Source organism: Saccharibacillus sacchari DSM 19268, assembly GCF_000585395.1.
GTDB lineage: Bacteria > Bacillota > Bacilli > Paenibacillales > Paenibacillaceae > Saccharibacillus > Saccharibacillus sacchari.
In genome coordinates, this window is record NZ_KK073875.1 from 5,015,392 (window position 1) to 5,033,215 (window position 17,824).

Genomic DNA, 17,824 nt, shown 5'->3' on the forward strand with positions numbered 1-17,824 from the left:
TCGCTGAGGAGGCGTCCCTTCAGGACGTACTTCATTCCTTCATCGTTTTATCGACTATAGTCAATGCTTTCCCAGTATATCGGGCACCCGAATTTCTGTCAATGAGAAAGCAACCGGCAAAGAAGAATCCGCAAAAAGCAAAAAAAGCCGGAAGAACCCGGGAATAAACTTCTTTGAGTCCCCTTGTTCTTCCGACTTCTTCCGATACTTGTTTAAGAAGCTCTCGACTCCGCATGCAGCTGATGTGCGGCATCCGCCGCATTTTCCAGGCAAAACAAGTCGTCCAGCGAACTGAGCGTTCCGTCTTTTTCAACTTGATAAACCGACATCTTTCCGGCATTAACGTTCAATTCGATAAAACAGCTCCAGCAGTAGAACTGATGCGAGCCGATTTTCCCGATATCTTTGGAACTGCAATTTGGACATTTCATTATGGGGATCACCTATCCGTCCGCTTATTTGAATGTCGTGAAGAAGTCTGGATTTCTTCCGATTGAACGATTATTCACAATCTGAATCACGAAACAAACTTTTTTGCGCAAGACGGGTTTGTTTCGAATCGCCATGTGGGACATATCAATGATTAATACGCACGCGGCTGATAATCGTTTCAATTTTTTTGACGACTAATTCGATTTCCTTCGAAGTATTACCCAATCCGAAGCTGAATCGAATCGCGGAATGCAAAACATTTTCAGGCAAATTCATGGCGCGCAACACATGGGAGGTCTCCAGCGAACCCGACGTGCATGCCGAACCGCTGGCTACGGCAATCCCTTCCATATCCAGGTTCATCAGCATCGTCTCGGTCCCCACGGCCGGGAAGCTGATGTTGACGATATGTGCCAAAGTATGCTCGGGAGCTCCGTTAACAACAAACTGATCCTGGCCAATTGCCGTCTTCAATCCTTCCAAAAGCTGATGACGCAATCGAATCGACTCCGCATGGCGTTCATCCAGCCCGGATACGGCCAGTTCGACGGCTTTGGCAAATCCGGCCATTCCGGCCAGATTCTCTGTGCCCGCGCGACGCTTACGCTCCTGATTCCCACCATGCAGCAAAGCAGGCAGCTTGATATGGGGCGCAACGTACAAAGCTCCGATCCCCTGCGGACCGTTGATCTTATGCGCGGAAAAGCTGATCAAATCCGCATTCAACTCTTCGCAGTCGATCTTCAACGAACCGAGTGCCTGAACCGCGTCCGTATGGAACCAAATTCCTTGTTCACGGGCAAAAGCGCCGATCTCGCGGACCGGCTGTATTGTGCCCACCTCGTTGTTCGCCAACATCACGCTGATCAGCGTCGTGTCCGGGCGAACATGTTCGCGAATCCAATCCAGATCCACGCGTCCGACCTTATCGACGGGAATATACTCCACGTCAAACCCCTCTTCAGCCAGTCGCTCGGCCGCGTGCAGCACAGCATGATGCTCGATCTGCGAGACGAGCAAATGGCGTCCTTTGTCCAGACGGGCCATGGCTGCACCGAACAGCGCCGCGTTGTCGCTCTCCGTACCGCCCGATGTGAACACGAGATCGGCCGGACGGGCATGAATGGCAGCCGCAATCCGTTCGCGCGCCGAACTAACGATCCGCTTGGCATCGCGTCCGAACGCATGCACGCTGGACGCATTGCCGTAAGTTCCGGTCATAATGCGCAGCATCTCCTCGGCTACGAGCGGATGCACCGGGGTAGACGCTGCATGATCCATATAAATTCTGTTCATTTTTGCGTTCACCCCAACTTAGATGTAGAACATATAATTATCCGGTTCGCCCTTATCTCGGAACGAGATCAGATCGCCCAGCGTCGTCGAATCGATTACGTCGGCGATGGCATCACGGATTTTTTTCCACAGATCGCGCTTGGCCGGGTCGTCTTCTTCGGCGAAGTCCACGACCGAGATCGGACCTTCCAGTACGCGAATGATTTCGCCTGCCGTTACCGTATCGGGATCGCGCGACAAAATGTAGCCGCCGTAAGCGCCGCGGATGCTTTTCACGAGACCGCCGTTACGCAATGGGGCAATCAGTTGCTCCAGGTAATGCTCGGACAACGAGTTTTTCTCCGCGATACTTTTCAGGGAAGTAGGTCCTTCGCCGTATCTTGCTGCAAGTTCCATCATAATGGTTAAGCCGTAACGGCCTTTAGTCGATATCTTCAATAGAGGCACCTCTTTCGATTCATTCGGGGTTATATCCTGTGTATACTCAGACTATCGTAACATAATCGCGGAGTGTGATGCACTACAGAATCTGCGCTTTGTGAAAATGTCCGTGCGGAAAGGACTTAGGGAACTTTAAAACTCGTCCGAGATAGTCGTAAATATTCGCGTTTTGTGGTAAAATGTTGCCGAGCGTGCGCGGATGAACGGCGAGAAAGTTACGTTTGCGCGGGAAGCAAGAAGACTCCGAGAGAAATTCGTTCCGGTCGCGTGTTGAAATGGAGAAAAGGAATTAAATTTTAGCGGAATTTTCTCCATTTCAAAGGCGAACATTTCATTCCTTCACTGAATTTCTCTCTCCGTCCTCTCGCTTCCAGTTACGTCAAATTTCTCGACCTTTCAGACGCGCGAAGCGCGTTATTTTATTTTTTGTTTAGTTTGGTGAAGTTCAAACACATTTCTTATAGAAGACGGTGATAGATATGAATAAATCTCCTGAAGAGACACGGGTTGTCGTCGGGATGTCCGGCGGGGTGGATTCTTCGGTTACGGCTTTGCTGCTTAAAGAGCAAGGGTATGACGTGATCGGGATCTTTATGAAAAACTGGGACGATACCGACGAGTTCGGGCATTGCACGGCTGAAGATGATGCTGAGGATGTTCGCCGCGTTTGCGAGAAGATCGGGATTCCTTACTATACGGTGAATTTCGAAAAGGAATACTTCGACAAAGTGTTCTCGTATTTCCTGGATGAATACAAGCGCGGACGGACGCCGAATCCGGATGTCATGTGCAACCGCGAGATTAAGTTCGGCGAATTTTTGAACAAAGCGCTGGATCTGGGGGCCGATTACGTGGCTACCGGGCATTACGCGCGGGTAACGGAAGAGAACGGCGAATTCAAGCTGCTGCGCGGCGTGGACAACAATAAGGATCAAACGTATTTCCTGAATGCGCTGAATCCGTACCAACTGTCCAAAACGATGTTCCCGATCGGCCATCTGCCGAAACCTGAAGTTCGTCGGATCGCGGAAGAAGCAGGTCTGGCTACTGCGCGCAAAAAAGACAGCACGGGCGTATGCTTTATCGGCGAGCGCAATTTCCGTGAATTCCTTAGCGGTTATCTGCCGGCCAAATCCGGCGAGATGGTCGATATCGCGACGGGCGAATCGAAAGGCCGTCATGACGGTCTGATGTATTATACGCTCGGACAACGCCAAGGTCTGGGTATCGGGGGTTCCGGCAACGGCGAACCTTGGTTCGTGGCCGACAAAGATTTGGAAACCAATATTCTTTACGTGGTACAAGGCGATAAGCATCCGAGCCTGTATTCCACCGGTCTGGTCGCAAGCGGCGTAACGTTTGCTTCGGGACGCGACGAGTTGGCAAACGGCCCTTTGACTTGCACGGCAAAATTCCGCTATCGTCAGCCCGATCAAGGCGTGACTTTGACCCGCCTCGAAGACGGCTCGGTCCATGTCGCCTTTGCGGAGAACCAAAAAGCGATTACTCCGGGTCAAGCAGTCGTGTTCTACGACGGCGAAACTTGTCTCGGCGGCGGCACGATCGAAACGGTCGAGAAAGTTCCTTGCGAAGCAACCGAACAAGCGGGTATCCTTTAAAAATTACCGATTACTTTCTTCGCCCGATGCGACATAAAAAAAGAAGCCCGCTGTTCACCGTATACGGTGAACAGCGGGCTTCTTGCTTACGAGCTATGCGTTATAGTTCAGCTCTTTATTATTGCATTGCAAAAGACTTTTATTGACCGGTGTCGCCTGCGGGTTGACCTTCCTGATCCGTGTGCGAATCCCCGCCTTCGTCGGTGTCATCCACAAGCAGGTCCGAAGCCGTCGAATTCGGATCGAGCCATTTGTTGATCGATTCGATCGTTTCTCCCAAATCCTCGTCATCCAGTTCGTAGTACCAAGCATCTCTCGACACGCCTTCGCCTTGCAGCATGTGACTGCTGATTTCCGGCGTCGTATCGCTCATGATCACGGTCTTGGCCAACGAAAGCATAAAGTCGGAGGTCATATTGGTTTTGAAATTCTGTCCGGCGATTCCGATCAGCTCCGGAATTTTAGTCAAATTCTCCACGCTTTTCATTCGATTCAACATCTGTTTAAGGAAAATCCGATGGCGTTCGGTACGCTTGAAATCGGAATCTTCGCGGTAACGCACATAATTCAAAGCTTCCGTTCCGTCATAGATCGGTTTGTTGGCTTCGATCGTGAATTTTTCGTGGTCGGCTTGTTTATTTTCGATCGTCTCGGTAATCGGCAGCTCTACGCCGCCCATGGCGTTGACGACGTCTTTCAAACCGTTGAAGTTGATCGTTGCATAGTAATCGACATCGTGTTCAAGCAGCGCTTCTACGGTGTCGACGCTCATTTGCGCGCCGCCGTATGCGTAAGCCGCGTTGATCTTCGTTTCCGAGCGGGTCCCTTTGATCGTCGGCGTGCCGACCATCTTCACGTAGGAGTCGCGCGGAATGGAAATCAATAACACTTTGTTGTCTACCGGACGGACAACCGAATAGATGATGGAGTCGGTACGCGCAATCTCGTCTTCGCGTTGGTCCGTTCCGAGCAGCAGGACCGAGAAAGGTTCTTTGGTCAGTTCGGCCACCGTCAACTGCTGTTCTTCGCCTCCGCCTTTGCCCGGCTGTTCGATCGGCACGTAAGATTCGTCCAGCGCTTCTTTGACCGTACCGGCCAGGAACGTATCGAAAGCAAGCACCATCAATTCTTTACGGAAAATAAATCCGCCGAGACCCAGAACGAGTACGACGCAAAGCGCAATCAGCCAGGCTCTGCCTTTGTTCTTCTTTGTTTTCGGTTTCTTCTTCTGATGCCTCTGCGCTCTCGTCAGTACGCGAGCCTCGGCCGGCTGGTTTTTATCCATTTCTTTTGTACCTTTCTCTCCCCACAAAAGTCGTCGGCTTACGGCGTGTCTTCAGATGAACACACGACGGGCTACGGTGACCGAATTCGACAAAGTAAAATCGACCGGCTTTTGAAGTCCCTTATGGAAGCTAAAATAGAAGCATTAATCTAATTTTATACCTATCGGATCGTTCTCAAACTTGAAGACACACCTTAGATTACTACATTTCGCATTGTTCTGACAATTCTAACATACGAAACCTATACAAAAAGTATAATTCGAACGATACGGACCTCGGACGACAAAGCGGCCACAACGCCGTTTTGCCGACGCATGCCACTTGAATGCCATCCGCAATTTTTTATTTTTGTTCGCGACGACGTTGTTGATTCAGACGAATTTTGGACTCGTTCCCCTGCTCCGTGGCTTCATAAAAAACGGTGCCTTCCAATTCTTTCGGCAAATAGGCTTGTTTGACATAATGATTCGCGAAGTTATGCGGATATTTGTAACCTTCGTGCCCGAGCTTCTCTGCCCCTTTGTAATGGGTATCGCGCAGATGAAGCGGGACCTCCGTCGTGGCCGTCCGACCGAAAGAAGCTTCGGCTTTGGCGATCGCCGTATATACGGCATTGGATTTCGGACTTTCGACGGCGAACAGGATAGCCTGCGCGACGTTGAGTTTGGCTTCCGGCCAGCCGTTATTGCGATAAGCTTCCAGGGCGGACACCGCCTGCACCATCGCTTGGGGATTGGCAAGCCCGATATCTTCGCTGCTTGCGGCAATCAAGCGTCGGATAAACGTCATCGGGTCCATGCCGAGTTTTTCCACGGCATAAAGGAACCAATACAAAGCCGCATCGCTGGAGCCCCGAATCGACTTATGAAAAGCGGATAATACGTCATACTGCGTGGATTCGTCGGCTCGCGCGATCGGGCGGCGCACCGATTCCTCCGCCGCTTCCAACGTTACGACTATTTTGCCGTCGGCTTGCGGCGGCGTAGTCAGCGCCGCAAGCTCCAGCGCGTTCAGCGCGCGCCGGATGTCGCCGCCGGACATTGCCGCAATATGCCCGAGCGCATCCTCTTCGACGCTCAGATCCATGTAGCCCAATCCCCGCTCCGAATCGGCAAGCGCCCGGCTCATCGCAATCCGGGCATGCTCCGCCGCAAGCGGATGAAGCTGGAACAAGGTCGATCGGCTCATCAAAGCGCCGTTGACGTAATGAAACGGATTCTCGGTCGTGGCGCCGATAAAGATGATCGTCCCTTTCTCCACGGCCGGAAGCAGCGCATCTTGACGCGAGCTATTGAAGCGATGAACCTCGTCGAGGAACAAAATCGTTTTGCTTCCGTACAACGCCTTGTCGTCGGCAGCTTGTTGAATGACCTCGCGTACGTCTTTGACCGTCGCGTCGACGGCGTTCAAGCGTATGAATTTACCCTGCGTGTGGTGGGAAATAATATGAGCCAACGTGGTCTTTCCGCAGCCGGGAGGCCCGTATAAAACAATCGACCCTACTTTATCGGCTTCGATCGCCCGGCGCAATAGTCGGCCCGGGCCGACGATATCCTCCTGTCCGATGTATTCGTCCAGCGTCAACGGTCGCATCCGGTCAGCCAATAGGCCGCCAGTCTCCTGCCTGCCCGCGTCTCCGTCGTAATTGAACAGATCCAAACTTGTCACGTCCTTTCATGCCTTTATTCAATATAGTGCGCATCGGCCGCGAACGCAAATCCGAAACGCAAGCAAACCGACTCCGGGCAGCCGTCTCCGTGCACGAATAAAAGACCGCGAATGCATCGCGGTCTATCATCATGATTCATCTAACCGATCGGCAGCGACGCTTTATCGAAGCAGATTGCTTTTCGCCAAGTCGATCAATTCATTCCCGTGCCCGCTCAGTACGGCTTTGACTGCCCAGAGCGAAAATCCTCCGGCCTGCTGCGCGCTGATCTTCGGCGGCATCGACAGCTCCTGGCGATTGACGACGACGTCGATCAGAGCCGGACCGTCATGGTTCAGCGCATTCTTTACCGCTTCTTCCAACTGATCCGGATCTTCCACCCGAACGCCGTAAATGCCCATCGCGTTGGCTACGGCCGCGAAATCCGTGCTGCTCAGATCGGTACCCGTTTCCAGGTAGCCCGTAGCTTTCATCTCCAGTTCGACAAATCCGAGCGCTTCATTGTTAAAAACGACGACCTTAACCGGCAGTTTATGCTGTTTGAGCGTCAGCAGATCGCCGAGCAGCATCGACAAGCCTCCGTCGCCGGATAACGCGATCGTCTGACGGCCCGGCTCGGTCGCCTGAGCGCCGATCGCTTGCGGCAGCGCATTGGCCATCGTCCCGTGGTTGAACGATCCGATCAGGCGGCGCTTACCGTTCATTTGCAAGTAGCGGGCGGCCCATACAGTCGGCGTTCCGACGTCACAAGAAAAGACCGCGTTTTCCGTCGCCAGATCGCTGACGACCTTCGCCAACTGCTGCGGATGGATCGGACGGCGGCCCGATTCTCCCGAAGCCAGCTCGTCCAGCTCTTTGCGCACTTTGACGTAACGCTCGACGGATTTGCGCAGATGCTTCGAGTCGCGGCCCTCTTTCAACAAAGGCAGCAGCGCCTGAATGGTATCGCGCACATCGCCGCAGACTCCCAGTTCAAGATTCGTCCGCCGTCCCAGACGCGCAGGCTCGATATCGACTTGAAGAATTTTGGCATGCTCCGGATAAAACTGGCGGTACGGGAAGTCCGTGCCGAGCATCAGCAGCACGTCGCAGTCCATCATCGCGTGATAGCCGGAGGCGTAGCCGATCAATCCGGTCAGACCGACGAAATACGGGTTGTCGTATTCCAGGTGTTCCTTGCCCCGCAAAGCGACGACCATCGGCGACTGAAGGCGTTCCGCCAACGCCAGCACCTCGGCATGCGCGCCTTTGCATCCGGCACCCGCAAGCAGCGTCACCTTTTTCCCGTCGTTCAAATACTCTGCCAGCTGCTCCAATTCGGCCTGCGAAGGATGCACGACCGGCTTAGAAGCATGAATGACCCGCTGCGGCACTTGATGTTTCCCGGCGTCTTTTGCGGCCACGTCGCCGGGCAGCACGACTACCGAGACGCTGGAATGGGCCAATGCCGTTTGAAGCGCCATCGTGATCGTTCTCGGAACTTGTCCCTCGGACATAATCGTTTCGCAAAACACGCTGCACTCCCGGAAAATCTGCTCCGGATGGGTGGCCTGGAAATAACCGCTGCCGATTTCGTCGCTCGGAATATGCGCGGCGATCGCAAGCACGGGCACGCGGCTGCGATAACATTCGTACAAACCGTTGATCAGATGCAAGTTGCCCGGGCCGCTGCTTCCCGCGCAGACCGCGATCGAACCGCTCAAATCCGCATCGGCTCCGGCCGCAAACGCCGCAACTTCTTCATGCCGAACATGAATCCATTCGATCTTGCCCGAACGGCGCACAGCGTCGATCACCGCGTTCAACGAATCTCCCGTGATTCCGTAGATTCTTTTCACTCCGGCGTGAATGAGTACCTCCACCAGCGAATCCGCAATCGTTTTGCCCATATGATCCATCTCCCGTTCCTTTTTTATGCCGGGTACGTCAGGTCCGGGAAGTCCGCATGCGTACCTCCGCCTAAGCAACGTACCGGCCTCCTCCTCTATTTACCCGCACGGATCGTCTCCTAACGCTGATTTTCGTCCAGCCGTTCCCTAACATACCCTGTAATCCCTTACAACTTCGCCCCGATTTGCCGATATAAATCTTGCCTGCATTAACGTGCGAATATCAGACTTGCCGCTTACTGTATTCCGGCCGAACGAAGGAGCGATCAAAATGAGTTTTCGCAGCCTATTCCGAAACGATAACGATACGAAGCTGGGCTCGCTGTTGATTCGATTCAGCCTGGCCTTCTTAGCTGCGTTTGCTCTTCTTTTGAGCGGCGGCTACCTTTTTCAAAACCATGTGATCAAGAGCAGTTACATGCACGTTCGCGATCTCGCTCTTCTGACCGAAAACCTGGATATGCTCGAAAAATCGCTGGTTGAACAGGAAAGCGGACAACGAGGCTTCAGCATGACCGGCGAATCCTCATTCCTCAGTTACTACGACCGCGGACTTACCGATTATCGCAAAGTCTCGAAAGCCCTGCTCAATCGCAGCCCGCTGACTCCCGATTTCTCGGATGAGATCAATACTCTGGTAGCCGCTACGGAAATTTGGCAAAAAGAACATAGCCGCTCGACGATGGAACGCTCGCTGCTCGGCGAGACGATCGATCGGGAAACGCTGCAAAAAGGCGAAGCCGCATTCAACGTATTGAACGTCGAATTCGACGATCTCCTGGCTCGAATCACGGTCAAACGCGACTTGGAAAGAGCCAAGCTCATGGATCGCATCAGCACGACCCTGGCCCTGACGGGCGCGGCCGCCTTATTGACGATCGGGCTTTACGTGTTTTTTATCATCAAACATATTCGGCGCCTGATCCACCCGCTTGCGGAACTTGACCAAGCCATATCCGCGTATGAAGGAAGTTTGGAAGACTCGGTCAAAAGCAATTACACCACGTCCGGCGAATTGGGCAGGCTCGTTCAAGCTTTTCATCGCATGGGCGAAGATTTGCGCCGGGAAAGCGGGCAGCTTGAGGATACTTACAAAATGATCAACGCGCTCAATCAAGCCGGCTCCGTGCAAGACGTGTATCGACAAACGCTGCTTCATATGCGAAATCTCGTGCAGTGCGACAAAGTCAGTATCGTGATGCAAAATGCGGATCGCCGATTCTTCTCCAAAGCCGTCTCTCAGGGAGAGCGTCTCAGTTTGAAGGAAGCTCTTCTGGACAGCGAACGCGACGAACTGCGGTCGATGATTCAAGGCGGCAAATCCCTGCTGTACGAAAATTGGGAGATCGAGCATCCTGCAGGCGGTTTGAGCGAGCGGGTATATCGGGACGGCATGCGCTCTTCCGTGCATCTGTTGTTGAAAAAAGATCATCGCGTCGTCGGCATTCTGAATCTCTACTCTTCTCGGCCTTATTTCTTCACTTCCGTTAAAAAGCAACGTCTTGAAAAGTTGGTTCCGCTTATTGCGACGGCCATCGACAATGCGCTGCAAACCAGCCGGATTCAGTCATTGGCGATGCGGGACGGATTAACCGGACTTTGGAATCGTCGGCATTTCGATGAAGCTTTCGCACGCTTAACCGAGGAAGCCCGCTCGGTTGGCGGCGCGGTGCGTCCGCTTAGCCTCATCCTGCTCGATGTTGATCGCTTCAAGCTGTTCAACGATACGCGCGGTCACCAAGAAGGGGATACGGTGCTGCGCCATATCGCTCTGCTGCTGCAAGCTTATTGTCGATTCGGCGATCTTCCGGTACGTTTTGGCGGAGAAGAGTTCGCGGTTCTATTGCCAAACACGCCATTGGAAGAAGCCGCTGAAGTCGCCACGCGGTTGCGCAAGCTGATTGAATTCGATTCCCCGTCCCCGGATTACCGGGTGACTGCCAGCTTCGGCGTCGCTCAATTGCATGAAGGGCAAGACAAACAAGAGTTGATCCGCGTAGCCGACTCTGCGCTGTATCGAGCCAAAGCTGCCGGGCGCAATCGGGTGTGCACAGAGGAAGAAGAGCTGAACGATTCGGCTGAATCGGGATAAAAAAACGAACGCAAAGAGGACGAAGCCGCGAAGCTTCGTCCTCTTTTCCGCTAGGCTTCAGGCCAGCCCGCATCGCTCCAATCCGCAACGTCGTTCAGGAAGTTTGGCGTCTCGCCGCCATGCAGAACCCATAGCTCATGCAGCGCACGGGTGCAGCCTACGTACAGCATTTTCGCGTCCCATTCCGAATCCCCGTAGTTCCGACGCCCCGCATCCGCTATGATAACGGCATCAAACTCCAGACCTTTCGACAGATGCAGAGGAAGCACGGACAGCCCGCCTTCATACTGCGTCATGCTGCCGTCGATCAGGTTCAACTCCGGGAATTCCGGCAGCAAGGCCGCATGTAGCGCGGAAGCTTGCTCTTGCGTACGCGTAAGCAAAGACACCGTCTTATGCTCGCGTCCCCATAGCGCAGCAATCGCCTTCGCCGCTGCTTGCACGTCAGCCGTTTCTTTTGCCTCGTCAATGCCGAAATCGATCATGCGAACCCGATTCCCGCTCCGGAACACGGGCACTGCTTCGATGGCATTCGACACGCCCCCCGACAAGATCACGTTGGCGAAACCGATGATTTCCATCGTCGAACGATAGCTTCGGGTAAGGGCGTGGTACGACGTCTCTTCCGCGCCGAACAGATCGCTCATTTCTTCCCAGGCATGCACGCCTTTGTAAGCATGAATGCCTTGGGACAGATCGCCGAGGATGGTAAACGAATGTCCGCGGACAAATCGATCCAACACGGAGACTTGTAACGGCGAAAAATCCTGGGCTTCATCGATGACGATATGGTCGAACCGCTCGATGCCTTCAATACCGTTCAGCAGTTGATGCAGATACAGCAGCGCAGGCAAATCTTCTTCGCGGAGCCGGCCTTCCTTGAGGTCTTTACGAGTAGACTTCAGTACAGGGGCGGGAATAGCGGCAAAAGCTTCTTGAGGCAAGATGCCCCGTGCATCTTTGGCGGCGCCGAAGATTTGCTTGTATAAGGTCAGCGGACTGAAGTCCGGCCATTTTTTCGCATACGCTTTTTCTCGCAATGTCGCTTTTTTCTTATGCTCTTTGCGTAACGTCTCCGGCTTGACCGGCTTCAATTCCATCTCGATCCAGCGATGAATCCGTGCCAATACGCGTTCCTTCCGCCCGCCTGCCGAGTAATGTTTATACTCTTCGGCATACCAATGCAGGATGGTCTCGTAAGGCAGAACTTTCCCGTCCCAAGGCGAGAACTCCAGCTCCGGCGCTCCGGATGCTTCAAGCGCGGATGCTGCGGCATCGAGCATCGCACGGAAGAGGTCGGAGCCTTTGAAGCGACCCGGCGCGTCTTCTCCCGGTGCCGTTCCTCCAGCCTGTCCGAACCAAAAGTCCAATGTTTCCGCCGGATTGGCCAGCATGGATTCCACATCAAGGAGCTTTGCCGCCCAATCGGTGAAGGTCCGCTGTTGAATATCCCCGACGCCCAGTTCAGGCAGAACGCCGGAGATGTAGTCAAGGAACATGCCGTTTGGCGCAAAAATGATCATTTTCTCGGCCGACACCTGCTCCTGATACTGATACAGCAGGAAGGCCAGACGATGCAGGGCGACGGTTGTTTTTCCGCTGCCTGCAACGCCCTGAATGATCAACGCTTTATTTTTCTCGGCGCGAATGATCTTGTCCTGCTCGGCCTGAATCGTCGACACGATATCCCGCAGCCGATTGTCTTTATTTTCGCCGAGTCGATACAGCAGGAATTCATCCGATACCGCCGGTTCCTCGCCGCCGCGCGTATACGTATCGACGACGCGCTCCAGCTCGGATTTGCGCACCATGATGTTCCGCTTCAGATGAACCTCGCCGCCGATGATGCCTTCGGGCGCTTCGTATTCGACTCTGTCCTCGCCGCCGGTAAACGAATAGAACAGACTGGCTACAGGCGCGCGCCAATCGATCACGATCGGCAAGCTGCCGGGATCGCGGCCGTCCAGTCCGGTCTTGCCGATATAGAGCGGAGCCGCGGAAGCTTTGCCGTCCTCTTCGAAGTCCATGCGTCCGAAATACGGCTCCGGTTCCGACTTCGCTAACCTCTGACGGCGCTCTTCGCGTCCGGCTTCCAGCACTTGCTCGGTAAAATCGTGTCCGGTATACACCGGAACCGCCTGAAGGCGACCCAGCTGCGTTCCGATCTCTTCCAGAACGGACGACAGCTTGTTTTGCTCTTCCCGATAGGCACTTTGAACGTCTTCACTCATTTTCAGTTACCTCCTAAGATGAGCATTTTGCACACATGTTCTTGCGAACCGACAAAGCCTGAGCGTATCCCAGATACGCCATGTCGCACAAAATGCCGGAAAAATAATGGCATGCCGCAAACCAAAAAACGGAAGCGAAAATGCAAAAGGAATATTAGCATAGCACACTTCCATGCAAACGGCTTTAATTATTTGATGAACGATCGCAATAAAAAGAGACACGCGGCTTTCCTGATCGAAAGTTTCGTGTCCCTTTTCTGATTTTAATGATGAAATTGTGATTATTGCTCCTGATCCGGCAAAGGATGGCCGCCGCGGATCATGAGATCCTTGACCACTTCGCTGACCATGATCAAACCTGCAACCGGCGGTACGTAGGCATTGCTCGCCGGCGGCTGCTTGGCTTTGCGAATCTTGGCTCCTGCCGGCGCAATCTGTTCGGTGACGTCCGGGCGGGGCTTGATCGGCTTCTCCGTCGAAAACACGACCTTGACGCCTTTCTTGATGCCTTCTTCTTTGCGCAGCTTGTTTCGGATAATACGGGCGATCGGATCCATTTTCGTTTTGGAAATGTCTGCGATCTGGAAGCGCGAAGGGTCCATCTTATTGGCCGCGCCCATGCTGGAGATGATCGGAATGCCGCGATTCAAGCACTCTTTGATGATGTGAATTTTGTAAATGATCGTATCGGACGCATCTACGACGTAATCGATCTTGTGCTCGAACAGCTTCTCGTACGTTTCTTCCGTGTAGAACATGTTCAGCACGATCGTATTGATGTCCGGATTGATCAGTTTGACGCGCTCGGCCATCAGTTCGGTCTTTTGCTGGCCTACCGTCGTCGTCAATGCATGAATCTGACGGTTGATGTTCGTGATATCCACGACGTCCTTATCGATCATAATCAGCGTTCCGACGCCGGAACGGGCTAGAGCTTCGACGGCCATTGCCCCTACGCCTCCGATGCCGAGAACGGCTACGGTGCTGTTTTTAAGTTCTTGAATGCCTTCAGGTCCAAGCGCAAGCTCAGTGCGGGAAAAAGCATGCAGCATAATCGATGAACCTCCTTGAATTTTTTATGCGTTCTAAACAAACGGAAAAGGCATACCGGCCTGAGCCGGCTGCCTTTCTATCGTCGTGCGAGTGCTTAAGCTTGCTGAGTTTCGCCTTCGGAAGCCGCCGGCTTTTTAGCCGGCTTCGGTGCGAGTTTGATGTGCAGTTGATCAAGCTGACCTTTGTCGACGGTCGATGGCGCGTTCATCAACAAGTCGGTTGCGCTCGCCGTTTTCGGGAAAGCAATCGTCTCGCGCAGGTTCGTACGCTGCGTGAGCAGCATCACCAGACGGTCGAAGCCGAATGCGAATCCGCCGTGCGGAGGCGTACCGTATTGGAACGCGTCGAGCAGGAAGCCGAATTGTTCTTGCGCGGTTTCTTCCGAAATGCCGAGCAGCTTGAACATCTTCTGCTGCAGATCGTGTTCGAAGATTCGCAGCGAACCGCCGCCGACTTCGTAGCCGTTCAATACGAGGTCGTACGCTTGAGCGCGAACCGCACCCGGGTCGGTCTCGAACAGTTCCAGATCTTCTTCCAGCGGACGAGTGAACGGATGGTGTTCCGCTACATAGCGCTTGGATTCTTCGTCGTAGCTGAGCAGCGGGAATTCAAGCACCCATGCGAATTTGTAAATGCTGTCGTCGATCAGGCCCAGTTGACGTCCGATCTTCAGACGCAGCGCGCCCAGCACGTCGGCTACAACCTGTTTTTTGTCGGCCGAGAACAGCAGCAAGTCGCCCACTTCGGCATCCGTGCGCTCGCGCAGCGCTTCGATGACTTCCTCGCTCATGAACTTCACGATCGGTCCCTTGAAGCCGTCTTCCTTAACTTGGATCCAAGCCAGGCCTTTTGCGCCGTAACGCGCCGCGTAAGGACCGAGATCGTCGATCTCTTTACGCGTCCAAGTGCCGCAGCCTTTCGCGTTCAGCACTTTGACCTGACCGCCGCTTGCAATTACCGAAGCAAAGACTTTCACTTCGCTCGTTTCTACGATGTCGCCCACGTCAACCAGTTCCATGCCGAAACGCAGATCCGGTTTGTCGGAACCGTATTTGCTCATGGCTTCGGCATGCGTCAGACGTTGGAACGGAAGTTGAACTTCCACGCCGATCGTTTCGCGGAACAGTTTCGCCATCAGCTCTTCGATCATGCCGAGGATTTCGTCGCGCGACACGAAAGACATCTCAAGGTCGACTTGCGTGAATTCCGGTTGACGGTCGGACCGAAGGTCTTCGTCGCGGAAACAGCGGGCGATCTGATAATAACGTTCCAAACCGCTGACCATCAGCAATTGCTTGAAGATTTGCGGCGATTGCGGCAAAGCGAAGAATTCGCCTTCATGCACGCGGCTCGGCACCAAATAATCGCGTGCGCCTTCCGGCGTGCTCTTTGTCAGGATCGGTGTTTCGACTTCAACAAACTCTTGCGCATCAAGGAAGTTACGGAAGATTTTCGCCGACTGCGAACGCAGCATCAGCGTTTTTTGCATTTCCGGACGGCGCAGGTCAAGGTAACGATATTTCAAACGCAGTGCTTCATCGACTTCGATGCCGTCTTCGATAAAGAACGGAGGCGTCTTCGCCGCGTTCAACACTTCAATTTCCGTCACGCGAACTTCAAGCTCGCCAGTCGGCAGGTTTTTGTTAACCGTTTCTTCTTCGCGTTTAACGACTGTTCCTTTAACAGCCAGCACATACTCCGTACGCACGCGTTCTGCCGTTTGCAACGCTTCGCCCGAATAAGCCGGGTTGAAAACGACTTGCACGATACCGCTGCGGTCGCGCAGGTCGATAAACAATACGCCCCCGAGGTCGCGGCGGGTTTGTACCCAACCGTTCAGTGTAACGTTCTCTCCGATTTGTGCCGACGTGATTTGTCCGCAGTGATGAGTCCTGAGCATCATAAGGTTAATCTCCTTTGGTTGTGAAAGTATGGTTGATTTCGTTACGTCCGAAAGCCTATTTCAATACGGAAGCCAGATCGTCCAGCGCAACCGTCACCTGTTCGCGCGTTTCCATCGACTTGACCGCGATCTCGCCGCGTTCCAATTCGTCGTCGCCGAGAATAGCCGTGTAGCGCGCTTGCAGACGATCCGCCGATTTCATCTGTGCTTTCATTTTACGATCCAGATAATCGCGTTCGGCCGAGAAACCCAAGCGGCGCAGCTTATGAAGCTGCTTTGTAATCTCCGCATTTGCCTTCTCGCCCAATCCGATCAGATAAAGATCCAACGGCAGTTCGGCTTCGATTTGCGTTTGTTGGTCAGCCAGCAGCAGTTGCAGACGCTCCATGCCGATCGCCATGCCGATACCCGGTTGATCCGGTCCGCCGACTTCGGCAACCAATTTGTTATAACGGCCGCCGCCGCCGATCGTATCGATCGCGCCGATTCCGCTTTTCGTTTTGAACTCGAACGCCGTCAGCGTGTAGTAATCCAGACCCCTTACGAGACGCGGATTGATCGTGTATTCGACGCCCATCGCCGTCAGATTGCTTTTAACCGCCTCAAAGTGCGTGCGGCTTTCTTCATCCAGGCTATCCAGAATGGAAGGCGCGTCGGTGAATTTGTCCTGATCGACTTTGCAGTCGAGCACGCGCAGCGGATTGCGGTCGATCCGGCTCTGACAGTCTTTGCACAGGCTGTCTCGCATGGGATTCAGGAACGCAAGCAATTTGTCGTTATAATCCGCGCGAGTTGCCGCATTACCGACCGAATTGATCTCGACGCTCGTTCCTTTCAAGCCGATATCTTCGAAGAATTGCAATCCGAAAGCAATGACTTCCGCGTCGATTGCCGGTTCTACAGAACCGATCGCTTCAATACCGAATTGGTGGAATTGACGGTACCGTCCCGCCTGCGGGCGCTCCTGACGGAACATAGGTCCGATGTAAAACAGCTTGGACACGTCCGGCTCGCCGTAGATTTTGTTCTCCACGTAAGCGCGAACGACGCCTGCCGTGCCTTCGGGCCGCAGCGTCATGCCGCGTCCGCCCATGTCCTGGAACGAGAACATTTCTTTCTGCACGATATCCGTCGTCTCGCCTACCCCGCGTTGGAACAGCTGGGTATATTCGAAGATCGGGGTGCGAATTTCGCGGTAATTAAACCGTCTGCACAAATCGCGTGCCTTGCTCTCTACGTACTGCCATTTTTCTACTGTTCCCGGCAAAAAATCAAGGGTGCCTTTCGGCTTTTGAAAATCCATGTTATTCTCTTTCCTTCCTTTCCGGCTTGCGCGGCCGGGTGCTTGTATAAAAATACCAAAAAGCCCCCCGTCCGCCGTCTATGCCGTTAGTACGCATAGTACAGGGACGAGGGACCGTAATTACGAATCTCCCGTGGTGCCACCCACATTTCGGGAACGCCTCTCGAACACCTGCGCAGCCAAACCGGCAAGATCGAGAGAAGCGAAAGCCCGCTTCATTAAACGACGGTTAACGCCCGTCTATTTCGCGCATCGGCTACTGGAACTCCAAAAAGGATCATCCAAGCTGTAAGCCTGGCTCTTTTTCCGTCGTTCGCCGTGCGTTCTCGGGGAGGTCTTTGGTTCGGTCGCCACGCGGAATTCTTCCAGCCACGGAATTCCTCTCTTGTGCGCTTTGATGCCCGAATTACTTTTTCCCGTCATCGAATCGTGATATTCGCCGTAAGTCAATCCGTCCGATCCGGCACGAAAAGGCTCACTGCGTTTGTTATATTTTATGATTGTAATCAAGTACATGACTAAAGTCAACCGTTTGCGCAAACGTAACATGAAGTCTTTTCACGAAAAGCAAAAAAAAGACCCGCAGGCTGCTGCCGCGAGTCGTTCCAAA

General features: G+C 53.6%; 12 protein-coding genes. 2 read left to right on the forward strand and 10 right to left on the reverse strand.

The features are described from left to right. Window positions 1–212 precede the first annotated feature (212 nt). The 3 genes from SACSAC_RS21705 to cymR form a co-directional block, all read right to left on the reverse strand. Window positions 213–431 (reverse strand): hypothetical protein, encoded by a 219-nt coding sequence (locus SACSAC_RS21705; protein ID WP_037290274.1) that lies wholly within the window; start codon window positions 429–431, stop codon window positions 213–215. A gap of 145 nt (window positions 432–576) precedes the next feature. Continuing rightward, window positions 577–1,728, reverse strand: a complete 1,152-nt coding sequence (locus tag SACSAC_RS21710) for a cysteine desulfurase family protein (protein WP_037290276.1) — start codon at window positions 1,726–1,728, stop codon at window positions 577–579. Between the two features lie 18 nt (window positions 1,729–1,746). After that, window positions 1,747–2,166 (reverse strand): cysteine metabolism transcriptional regulator CymR, encoded by a 420-nt coding sequence (cymR, locus tag SACSAC_RS21715; protein ID WP_037290279.1) that lies wholly within the window; start codon window positions 2,164–2,166, stop codon window positions 1,747–1,749. 482 nt (window positions 2,167–2,648) lie between these two features. Here cymR and mnmA point away from each other — a divergent pair, with 482 nt between their 5' ends. Next, window positions 2,649–3,788 carry a tRNA 2-thiouridine(34) synthase MnmA gene (gene mnmA / locus SACSAC_RS21720; RefSeq protein WP_037290281.1) on the forward strand — a complete coding sequence of 380 codons (1,140 nt, stop codon included), beginning with the start codon at window positions 2,649–2,651 and terminating at the stop codon, window positions 3,786–3,788. Between the two features lie 139 nt (window positions 3,789–3,927). On the opposite strand, the gene SACSAC_RS21725 is transcribed toward mnmA, so the two are convergent. The 3 genes from SACSAC_RS21725 to poxB form a co-directional block, all read right to left on the reverse strand. After that, window positions 3,928–5,073, reverse strand: a complete 1,146-nt coding sequence (locus SACSAC_RS21725) for an LCP family protein (protein WP_037290283.1) — start codon at window positions 5,071–5,073, stop codon at window positions 3,928–3,930. Between the two features lie 343 nt (window positions 5,074–5,416). Beyond that, a complete protein-coding gene (locus SACSAC_RS21730) occupies window positions 5,417–6,733 on the reverse strand; it encodes a replication-associated recombination protein A (protein ID WP_037290285.1) in 1,317 nt (438 codons plus the stop codon). A 171-nt stretch (window positions 6,734–6,904) separates the two neighbouring features. Further along, a complete protein-coding gene (poxB, locus tag SACSAC_RS21735) occupies window positions 6,905–8,632 on the reverse strand; it encodes a ubiquinone-dependent pyruvate dehydrogenase (RefSeq protein WP_037293498.1) in 1,728 nt (575 codons plus the stop codon). A 271-nt stretch (window positions 8,633–8,903) separates the two neighbouring features. On the opposite strand from poxB, the gene SACSAC_RS21740 reads away from it, so the two are divergent. Further along, window positions 8,904–10,724: a sensor domain-containing diguanylate cyclase gene (locus SACSAC_RS21740; RefSeq protein ID WP_051507317.1), complete on the forward strand. Its 1,821-nt coding sequence runs from the start codon at window positions 8,904–8,906 to the stop codon at window positions 10,722–10,724. 50 nt (window positions 10,725–10,774) lie between these two features. Here SACSAC_RS21740 and SACSAC_RS21745 read toward each other — a convergent pair whose 3' ends face one another. The 4 genes from SACSAC_RS21745 to hisS form a co-directional block, all read right to left on the reverse strand. Continuing rightward, entirely contained in the window at window positions 10,775–12,955 is a 2,181-nt protein-coding gene (locus tag SACSAC_RS21745) for a HelD family protein (protein WP_037290286.1), read from the reverse strand. Between the two features lie 281 nt (window positions 12,956–13,236). After that, window positions 13,237–14,007, reverse strand: coding sequence for a tRNA threonylcarbamoyladenosine dehydratase (locus SACSAC_RS21750; protein ID WP_037290289.1), 771 nt, complete (start codon window positions 14,005–14,007; stop codon window positions 13,237–13,239). A 95-nt stretch (window positions 14,008–14,102) separates the two neighbouring features. Further along, the gene (gene aspS, locus SACSAC_RS21755) at window positions 14,103–15,908 is read right to left on the reverse strand and encodes an aspartate--tRNA ligase (RefSeq protein WP_051507555.1); all 1,806 of its coding nucleotides are present in this window, start codon (window positions 15,906–15,908) and stop codon (window positions 14,103–14,105) included. A 58-nt stretch (window positions 15,909–15,966) separates the two neighbouring features. Next, window positions 15,967–17,214: a histidine--tRNA ligase gene (gene hisS, locus SACSAC_RS21760; RefSeq protein WP_037290293.1), complete on the reverse strand. Its 1,248-nt coding sequence runs from the start codon at window positions 17,212–17,214 to the stop codon at window positions 15,967–15,969. Window positions 17,215–17,824 lie beyond the last annotated feature (610 nt).